General features: G+C 60.8%; 8 protein-coding genes. 2 read left to right on the forward strand and 6 right to left on the reverse strand.

From position 1 onward, the window contains the following. Window positions 1-15: 15 nt before the first annotated feature. The 5 genes from metW to JF545_RS16655 form a co-directional block, all read right to left on the reverse strand. Complete coding sequence (metW, locus tag JF545_RS16635; protein ID WP_206943922.1) at window positions 16-612, reverse strand: methionine biosynthesis protein MetW; 597 nt, start codon at window positions 610-612, stop codon at window positions 16-18. Next, window positions 602-1,777, reverse strand: coding sequence for a homoserine O-succinyltransferase MetX (gene metX, locus JF545_RS16640; protein ID WP_206943923.1), 1,176 nt, complete (start codon window positions 1,775-1,777; stop codon window positions 602-604). The genes metW and metX overlap by 11 nt, the downstream gene beginning before the upstream one ends. 55 nt (window positions 1,778-1,832) lie before the next feature. Continuing rightward, a complete protein-coding gene (locus JF545_RS16645; protein WP_206943924.1) occupies window positions 1,833-2,426 on the reverse strand; it encodes a YggT family protein in 594 nt (197 codons plus the stop codon). Between the two features lie 20 nt (window positions 2,427-2,446). Continuing rightward, entirely contained in the window at window positions 2,447-3,271 is an 825-nt protein-coding gene (gene proC, locus JF545_RS16650) for a pyrroline-5-carboxylate reductase (RefSeq protein ID WP_206943925.1), read from the reverse strand. 129 nt (window positions 3,272-3,400) lie between these two features. Beyond that, window positions 3,401-4,096: a YggS family pyridoxal phosphate-dependent enzyme gene (locus JF545_RS16655; RefSeq protein WP_206943926.1), complete on the reverse strand. Its 696-nt coding sequence runs from the start codon at window positions 4,094-4,096 to the stop codon at window positions 3,401-3,403. Window positions 4,097-4,161: 65 nt separating this feature from the next. On the opposite strand from JF545_RS16655, the gene JF545_RS16660 reads away from it, so the two are divergent. Further along, window positions 4,162-5,244 (forward strand): type IV pilus twitching motility protein PilT, encoded by a 1,083-nt coding sequence (locus JF545_RS16660; protein ID WP_206943927.1) that lies wholly within the window; start codon window positions 4,162-4,164, stop codon window positions 5,242-5,244. Window positions 5,245-5,316: 72 nt separating this feature from the next. Here the strand turns inward: JF545_RS16660 and JF545_RS16665 are convergent, their stop codons facing one another. Beyond that, window positions 5,317-6,450 (reverse strand): anhydro-N-acetylmuramic acid kinase, encoded by a 1,134-nt coding sequence (locus JF545_RS16665; protein ID WP_206943929.1) that lies wholly within the window; start codon window positions 6,448-6,450, stop codon window positions 5,317-5,319. Window positions 6,451-6,624: 174 nt separating this feature from the next. On the opposite strand from JF545_RS16665, the gene tyrS reads away from it, so the two are divergent. After that, window positions 6,625-7,827, forward strand: coding sequence for a tyrosine--tRNA ligase (gene tyrS, locus JF545_RS16670; protein WP_206943931.1), 1,203 nt, complete (start codon window positions 6,625-6,627; stop codon window positions 7,825-7,827). The last annotated feature ends 825 nt before the right edge of the window (window positions 7,828-8,652 follow it).

The following is an 8,652-nucleotide window of genomic DNA, read 5'->3' on the forward strand; positions in this document are numbered from 1 at the left end:
CAGCACCGCGATGGCTCAGTCGTTGCGAGTCACGCGGAAAATGGCAATCTCTCCGAACAGGTTGGGCCACAGCCGCGACAGGCGTCTACCCTCGTGATCCTTGATGCCGACCGCGCGATCGATAATGGTTAGTCCCTTGTCCCGGCACAGCGCTTCGAAGTCGTTGAAGGTGGACAGGTGAATGTTGGGCGTGTCGTACCAGGCGTGGGGCAGCGACTTCGATACCGGCATGTAGCCGCGAAGCCCCAGGTGCACGCGATGACGCCAGTAGGCGAAGTTGGGGAAGGTAATGATGCACTCTCGAGCCACACGCATCATCTCATCCAGCATCAGGTCAGGCCGCCGCAGGGCCTGCAGTGCCTGGGTCATGATGACCAGGTCGCAGGCATCATCTTCAAAGTTGGCCAAGCCATCGTCCAGGTTCTGTTCGATGACGTTGACGCCCTTCTCGACGCAGGAGGTGATGCCGTCCGGGTCAATCTCCAGGCCGTAGCCGGAGACGCCTTTGTCGCGCGCCAGGGCGTGGAGCAGCGTGCCATCACCGCAAGCCAGGTCGAGCACATGAGCCCCTTCGGGGACCCAGCCGTGGATCAAGGTCAGGTCAGAGCGCATGGTCGTTCTCCTGGCGGGAGGTCAGTCCAAGGTCGTTGGCGACACGCTGCATGAACCCGGCGAAGACCGCCTGATAGCGGGGTTCCGGCATCAGGAAGGCATCGTGACCGTGGGGTGAGTCGATATTGGCAAAGCTGACCGATTTGCCGGCCCGAATCAGGGCGTTGACCAGCTCCTTCGACCGCGACGGCGGGAAGCGCCAGTCGGTGGTGAAGCTGACCACCAGAAAGGGACATTGAGCCGGGGCCAGCGCCTTGGCCAATTCGCCCTGGTGGGGGGCGGCGGGATCAAAGTAATCCAGGGCCTTGGTCATCAGCAGGTAGGTGTTGGCATCAAACGAGGTGGAAAAGGCGTCGCCCTGATAGCGCAGGTAGGACTCCACCTGAAACTCGACGTCGAAGCCGAAATTGAGATCATCGCTGCGCAGGTCTCGACCGAACTTCGAGCCCATGGCGTCTTCCGACAGGTAGGTGATATGTCCCACCATGCGCGCCAGCTTCAAGCCGCGGCGTGGCAGCGTGTCATGATCAGCGTAGTGGCCGTCATGAAAGTCCGGGTCAGAGCGGATGGCCTGCCGGGCCACCTCGTTGAAGGCGATATTCTGTGCCGACAGTTTCGGTGTAGCGGCGATGACGACCGCATTGGCGATACGCTCTGGATATGCGAGCGACCATTGCAGTACCTGCATGCCGCCCAGGCTGCCCCCTACCACGGCTGCGAAGCGGGTGATACCGAGGCGATCGGCAAGGCGTGCCTGGCTGTCGACCCAGTCGCATACCGTGACCATGGGAAAGTCGGGGCCCCAGCGTTGACCGGTTTCCGGATTGATGCTGGAAGGACCGGTGGAGCCATGGCAGCCGCCGAGATTGTTCAGCGAAATCACGAAGAAACGGTCGGTATCGATGGACTTGCCAGGGCCAATGTGGGCATCCCACCATCCTGGCTTGCGGTCGCTGTCGTCGTGGTATCCCGCCGCGTGGTGGTGACCTGACAGGGCATGGCAGATGAGGACCGCATTGCTGCGGTCTTCATTGAGCGTGCCGTAGGTCTCGTAGACCAGATCATAGGTCGTGAGCGTCTTGCCGCAGACCAGCGGCAGTGGGTCGTCGAAGTGCGCCATTTGCGGCGTCACCAGTCCGACCGAATCGCGAGTAGGCTCGGGCATCAGTCGTATGTGTCCAGTGCAAGTTGGTGTTGTCGTGGGCCTGACGTCTGCGGTACTACAGGCCGACCAGCATGCCGGAAATACCGGCAGCGCGAACCAGCGAGCCCACCACGATCCCATCGATCAGATTGATGCCGATGAAGACCACAATGGGTGACAGGTCCAGCATTCCCAGTGGCGGAATGACGCGACGGACCGGTGACATGATCGGTTCGACCAGTTGCATCACCAGTAGCGCGCCGGGGTGGCTGGCGTTAGGCGCGACCCAGCTTAGAATGATCATCACGATCAGCGCGAAGAAGTAGATCTTCAGAATGGCGCTGGCCAAGGCGGCAACGCCGGCAATGGCAAGTCCGTCCAGGTTGGGCATGCCCACGCCAGCCAACTGCAGCAGAATGACGATACTGATCACCTTGACCAGAAAGCCTGCCGCCAGCGTCGCCAGGTCAAAGCGCCCCATCACCGGCCCAAGAACGCTTTGAAAGGGGCGGACTACGGGCTGGGTGATCTTGACCACCGACTGGCTCAGCGGGTTGTAGTAGTCGGCCCGTGATGCCTGCAGAAGAAAGCGCAGCATCAGCAGGAACATGAAGATGTTGATCAGGGTGTTGACCAGCAGCAGGCCGGCATTTCCCAGTTGACTGCCCATGTGGGCTCCTCCGTCTTGGTTTAACTCTTGCCGAGTTCGGCGGACATTTCCTTGGCACGCTGGGCGCAGGCCTGCATGGCGCCATCGACCGCTTGCCGCAGTCCTGACTGTTCGAGATGCTCTATGGCCTTTTCTGTGGTGCCGCCCGGCGACATCACGTTGCGCTTGAGCTCACCCGGGGGCTTGTCACTGCTCATGCCCATCGCGGCAGCACCGTAGGCGGTCTGCATGGCGAGTCGGCGTGCAGCATCGGCATTGAGCCCCAGCTTGATGGCCGCTTCTTCCATCGCCTCGAACATCAGGAAGAAGTAGGCAGGAGCGCTGCCAGATACCGCCGTGACGGCTTCCAGTAGCGACTCCTCATCGACCCACTCGACGATACCAACAGCGCTCATCAAGTCACTGACCGCGTCGCGTTGTTCCTCGGTGACGCGCGAGTTGGCATACAGACCCGAGGCGCCCTTGCCGACCAGCGACGGAGTGTTGGGCATGCAGCGCACAACAGGCAGGTCGCCACCCAGCCATTGTTCCAAGGTCTCGGCGCTGAGGCCAGCGGCGACCGACATGATCAGCGGTTTTTTCGCTTGAATGCCGTCTTTCAGGGTCTCGCATACCTGTCGCATGATCTGTGGCTTGACCGAAAGCACCACCACATCGGCATCCGCGATGGCGGCCATGTTATCGGTGGTGGTGCGAATGCCCAGGGTATCGGCGAGGGGGGCAAGGGTACTCTCTCGTGTGGCGGTGGCGGTGATGGCGTCGGCGGGATAGCCGCTGTGGACCATTCCGCCGAAGATCGCGCTTGCCATGTTGCCGGCGCCGATGAAGGTCACGTTACGGGCCATGCGGTGCTCCTTGGATGTTGAGCCGATGTTTGTGCCGGTGTTGAAACCGGTGTGGGAACCGCTGTCGACATCTCGAGCGATGCAGATGCCGTGCCGCAGTCCAGGGGCTGAGACCTGTGCTGCTGTTCGCTACTGGCGCGAGCCAAAGATGGCCGTGCCCAGCCTGACCATGGTGGCGCCTTCTGCGATGGCGGCCTCCAGGTCTGCGCTCATTCCCATGGATAAGGTATCAAGTTGCGCTTGCGGCAGCTGTTCGCGCAACCTAGCGAGTGCCGATGCCAGCTGTCGAAAGGGCTGGCGCTGGGCCTTGGTGTCGTCACAGGGGGCCGGTATGGTCATCAGCCCGCGTAGCTGGAGGCCGGGCAGGGCGGCGACCTGCGCCGCTAGCTCGGGAAGATCCTCAAGGCCTACGCCGGACTTGGACGGCTCGTTGCTGACGTTAACCTGCAAGCAGATGTTCAGGGGCGGCAGGTGTGCAGGGCGCTGCTCGCTCAAGCGTCTGGCGATCTTGACGCGGTCAACGCTGTGAACCCAGGCAAAGTGCTCGGCAACGTCACGTGTCTTGTTGGACTGCAGCGGCCCGATGAAATGCCAGCAGATAGCGTCACAGTCTTCCAGCGCCTTCTGCTTCTCCAGCGCTTCCTGCAGATAGTTCTCGCCGAAATCGCGCTGACCCTGCTCATAGGCCTCACGAATCATGCTGGCGGGCTTGGTCTTGCTGACAGCCAGCAACAGGGCATCGTCAGGCCCGCGCTGAGCCGCTTCAAGCGCCCGCAACATGCGTGTTTGGGCTGAGATCAAGGATTCAGTGATCGTCGTGGTCATCGGCCTGGGTCTGTCCTATGGTGGGGCTCCCTGCCCTGGATCAGGGCGTAAAGCCTGGTAAGCCCATGGATATTACCGAACTGCTGGCACTCTCGGCAAAGCAGGGCGCCTCGGATCTTCACCTGTCCGCGGGGTTGCCGCCCATGATGCGGGTCCATGGTGTCCTGAGTCGTTTGCCCGGCCCGCCTCTTGACGATGCGCTGGTCAGGTCCCTGTTGGATGCGGTCATGGCAAGCGACGTGCGCGACCAGTTCGCACGCACCCAGGAGGCGGACTTCTCTCATCATATTCCGGGCCTGTCGCGCTATCGTGTTAACGCTTTTGTGCATCAGCGAGGGGCTGCTGCGGTACTGAGGGCGATTCCTGATCGAGTTCCCTGCTTGAGTGACCTGGGTATGGGGGAGGTCTTCGAGCGATTGGCCGCACTGCCACGAGGCCTGGTACTGGTGACAGGTCCCACCGGCTCCGGCAAGAGCACGACCCTGGCGGCCATGATTGATCACATCAATCGACATCGCCACGACCACATCCTGACCATCGAAGACCCTATCGAGTTTATCCACCAGAGCCAGCTGTCGTTGGTGTCACAGCGGGAAGTGCACCGTCATACCCAGAGCTTTGCGGTGGCGCTGCGCAGTGCTCTCAGAGAAGACCCCGATGTGATTCTGGTGGGAGAAATTCGCGACCGAGAAACAGCACATCTGGCGCTGACCGCTGCCGAGACGGGCCACTTGGTATTTGCCACCTTGCATACGGCGTCGGCGGTGAAGACGATCGACCGTCTTATCGACACCTTTCCAGGCGACGAAAAGGATGCCGTACGTGCCATGCTGTCGGAGTCATTGCAGGCCGTCATTTCCCAAGCCCTGTTGCCAGGCACCCAGGGAGGGCGAGTCGCCGCACGAGAGATCCTGCTGGTCAACCAGGCTATCCGCCATTTGATTCGTGAAGGCAAGCTGGCACAGGTGTATTCGGCCATGCAGACCGGCGGTCAGGCCGGCATGCAAACCCTGGATGCCGACCTGGCGACACTGGTGGCGAAGGGTAATGTGTCTCGGGAGGTGGCGCAGCGTTTGTCGCGTGAGTCGCTAGCACCCCAGGGCGACTCAGCTGGCAGTTGGGGTGAGCCGCGGGGCGGATGGTCCTGAGTCCGCTTGAGGGGCGGGACGAGGCATCCCTTGTGCCAGCGGGAACGCCCTCGTCCTCGGAGCGGTATGACGTCAGCGTGAGTAGATGCCGCCCAGCACCCGCGCTCCGCTGGCGCCGGTGACAGAGGGCAAGTTACCGGCCAGGTGTTCAATCCTGGCATAGGCTAGCCAAGCGAAGGCTGCGGCCTCGAGCCAGTCGGCGGGCCAGCCCAGGGCTTCGCTGTCGAGGACCCTGGCCTGCGGTAGACGCCGTTCAATTCTGGTCATCAGATCGGTGTTGCGCGCGCCACCTCCGCAGGCGATGAGGTCGATATCACGAGGAGCATTGAGCTGCTGGCATGCCATTTCGATGCCCATGGCCACACTGGCGGCGGTCAGCTCAGCCAGCGTGGCTTGAACGTCCTGAGCAGTTTCACGGCCGCTGAGACGAGACTCGGCCCAGTCCAGATGGAACAGCTCGCGACCGGTGCTTCTGGGAGGCGCCAGATGGAAGTAAGGCTCCGCCAGCCAGCGCTCCAGCAGCTCTGTGTCTACCGTCCCACCAGCCGCCCAGCATCCTTGGGCGTCGAACGGCTGCTGGTGGTGGCGTTCGTGCCAGGCATCGAGCAAGGCGTTGGCGGGACCTGTGTCAAAGCCCAAGGGGGCGTCCTGCAACGTCAGCGGGGGAAGCAGGGTCAGGTTGGCGATGCCGCCAAGGTTCAGCACCAGGCGCCAGCGCTCGTCATGGCGAAAGACCTGCTGGTGAAAGATGGGCGCAAGGGGAGCGGCCTGACCGCCAGCGGCAAGGTCGCGGCGACGAAAATCGGCGACAACACTACATTGGGTCAGCTCGGCCAGGCGGCTGGGATTGTCGAGCTGCAGCGTGTAGGGCGGGGCGCCGCTAACGTGGCCGTAGGGTGCGTGTTCGATCGTCTGGCCGTGGCTGCCTATTGCGGTAATATCGGCGGCGACCAAGCCTTGCTGCTTGAGTAGCGCGCTGACGGCGGCGGCCTGACACTGGCAGAACGCTTCCTCGGCAGCGGCCAGGTCGGCGAAGGCGACGCAGTCGGCATGGGCCAATTGCCACAGTTGACGGCGTAAAGCGTCTGGCATGGGGTGGCCCAGGCTTCCTTCCAGAGAAGGCACGCCTTGGTCATCTATGTGCACCATGGCGGCATCTATACCGTCCATGCTGGTACCTGACATCAGTCCGATGAAGCGTTGCATGGTGTCGTCGTCTCAACCGCTGGAAAGGTTCATGGTAACATCGCCGCCACTATTGAAACCTGGTGCTGGCGCAACCTGCTGTTGGCGTCGCGCCGCTGTTTGGTCATGAATGAAGGGCCCCGCTGACACAAGGGGGTGGCCGACATAGCTGAAGTGAGGAGTGGAGTGGATACCATGAGCGAAGTGGACGAGGCCCTGGCGCTGATACAGCGCGGCACCCACGAGATTCTTCTGGAAGACGAGCTGAAGAAAAAGCTCGCCTCCGGTCGCAAGTTGCGGATCAAGGCGGGCTTCGATCCTACTGCGCCTGACCTTCACCTTGGTCATAGCGTGCTGCTGACCAAGATGCGCCAATTCCAGGACCTGGGCCACGAGGTCATTTTCCTGATTGGTGACTTCACTGGACGCATCGGTGATCCGACCGGCAAGAACGTGACGCGCAAGCCTCTCACTGAAGATGAGGTCAAGGCTAACGCTCAGACCTATAAAGAGCAGGTCTTCAAGATTCTCGACCCCGAGAAGACGGAAGTGCGCTTCAATGCCGAGTGGTTCTCCCAGATGAGTGCAGCCGACATGATCGAGCTGGCCGGGCAGACCACGGTGGCGCGTATGCTCGAGCGAGACGACTTCGAGAAGCGCTACAAGGGTGGGCAGGCGATTTCCGTGCACGAGTTTCTGTATCCGCTGGTACAGGGCTACGACTCGGTCGCGCTGAAGGCGGATATCGAGCTCGGTGGGACAGACCAGAAGTTCAACCTGCTGATGGGGCGCGAGGTCCAGAAGCATTTTGGACTTGAGCCTCAAGTCGTGATCACCATGCCGCTGCTGGAAGGGCTGGATGGTGTGCAGAAGATGTCCAAGTCACTGGGTAACTATGTTGGCGTGGATGAGGCTCCCGGGGCGATGTTCAACAAGCTGGTGTCGATGCCTGACAGCTTGATGTGGCGCTATTTCGAGCTACTGTCGCTCAAGGACAACGCTGCGATTGAAGACTTGCGTCAGCGTATCGAGCGCGGAGACAACCCTCGTGACATCAAGATGGAGCTGGCTCGCGAACTGATCGCTCGCTATCACGGCGAAGAAGCCGCTGCCAACGCGCACAGAAGTGCCGGCAATCAGTTGGCAGAAGGTGAGTTGCCTGAAGACCTGCCTGAAGTCGAGGTGCGCTTCGAGGACAGCGAGCAGGCGCCTATCGCCGCGGTACTGAACCGTTCAGGTCTGGCCAACAACAGTGCCCAGGCGAAGGACATGCTGGGCAATGGCCGCGTCAAAGTCGACGGTGACGTGGTGGCCAAGGACACCATGCTGGCGGTCGGCAAGAGCTATGTCATTCAGGCTGGCAAGAAGCGTTACGCCAAGGTGAACTTGACGCGCTGAACACACACTGTGTGACTGTGGATGTACACGACGCTCGCCCATGGCGAGCGTCGTGCGTTGGTAGCTTTTGCAGAGTACGCCTTGCGCCACCGACGCTATGGACCTGCCTGATATGGCCAGATGTCATTTCGGCCTGCCGGCCGGAGTGCGAAGCGCTGGGGCCACCGCTCCGAAGGTCTCGTAAGGCAGAGTGAAGACGTTCGACCAACACTCCTGTAGCGGTAGATAGTGTCTGGTGGTTCTTCCGCTTCGGCTGTTCTTCCGCCTGGGTAGTTCGTCCACAAGGGGTGAGCGAGACATGGGTGTGGATAAGTTGTCATGGGGGCTGTTCACTTTTTTTACGTCAGGCTATTGCCAAGCTGCCTCGAGATCCGTAAAGTACGCATCCGCTGCCGGCGACGAGCAAACGTCACAGGCGGTGAAGAGTGGTAAAAGTAGTTGATTTGAAAAGGCTTTTTGAAGCCTCTCGGAAAAATCACTGCTTGACGAGCAACGAGAAATCGGTAAAATGCTCGCCACTTGATCGGGGTCGCCGACAGGGCATCGTTGGATGCGCTGAGGCACGCTTCGCTCTCTTTTGAAGTCTGCAAGCATCGCTTGCAGGACGCAAAAGAAAGCGCTTGACGAAACGCTTCGATTCTGTAGAATACGCCTTCCTCGCAGGGCGCTGAGCAAAGCGCTCGGCAACAGCGAGGCGCTCATTGGACTCACTAGAGTCAAGAGCACGCTCTTTAAAAATTGATCAGGTAATTCATGTGGGCGCTTGCCGATGAGTCAGTGACAATGTCACTGAAATATCAAGGCAAGCGACTCGTCAAACGAGAC

The organism is Halomonas litopenaei (assembly GCF_017303055.1).
Taxonomy (GTDB): Bacteria; Pseudomonadota; Gammaproteobacteria; order Pseudomonadales; family Halomonadaceae; genus Halomonas; species Halomonas litopenaei_A.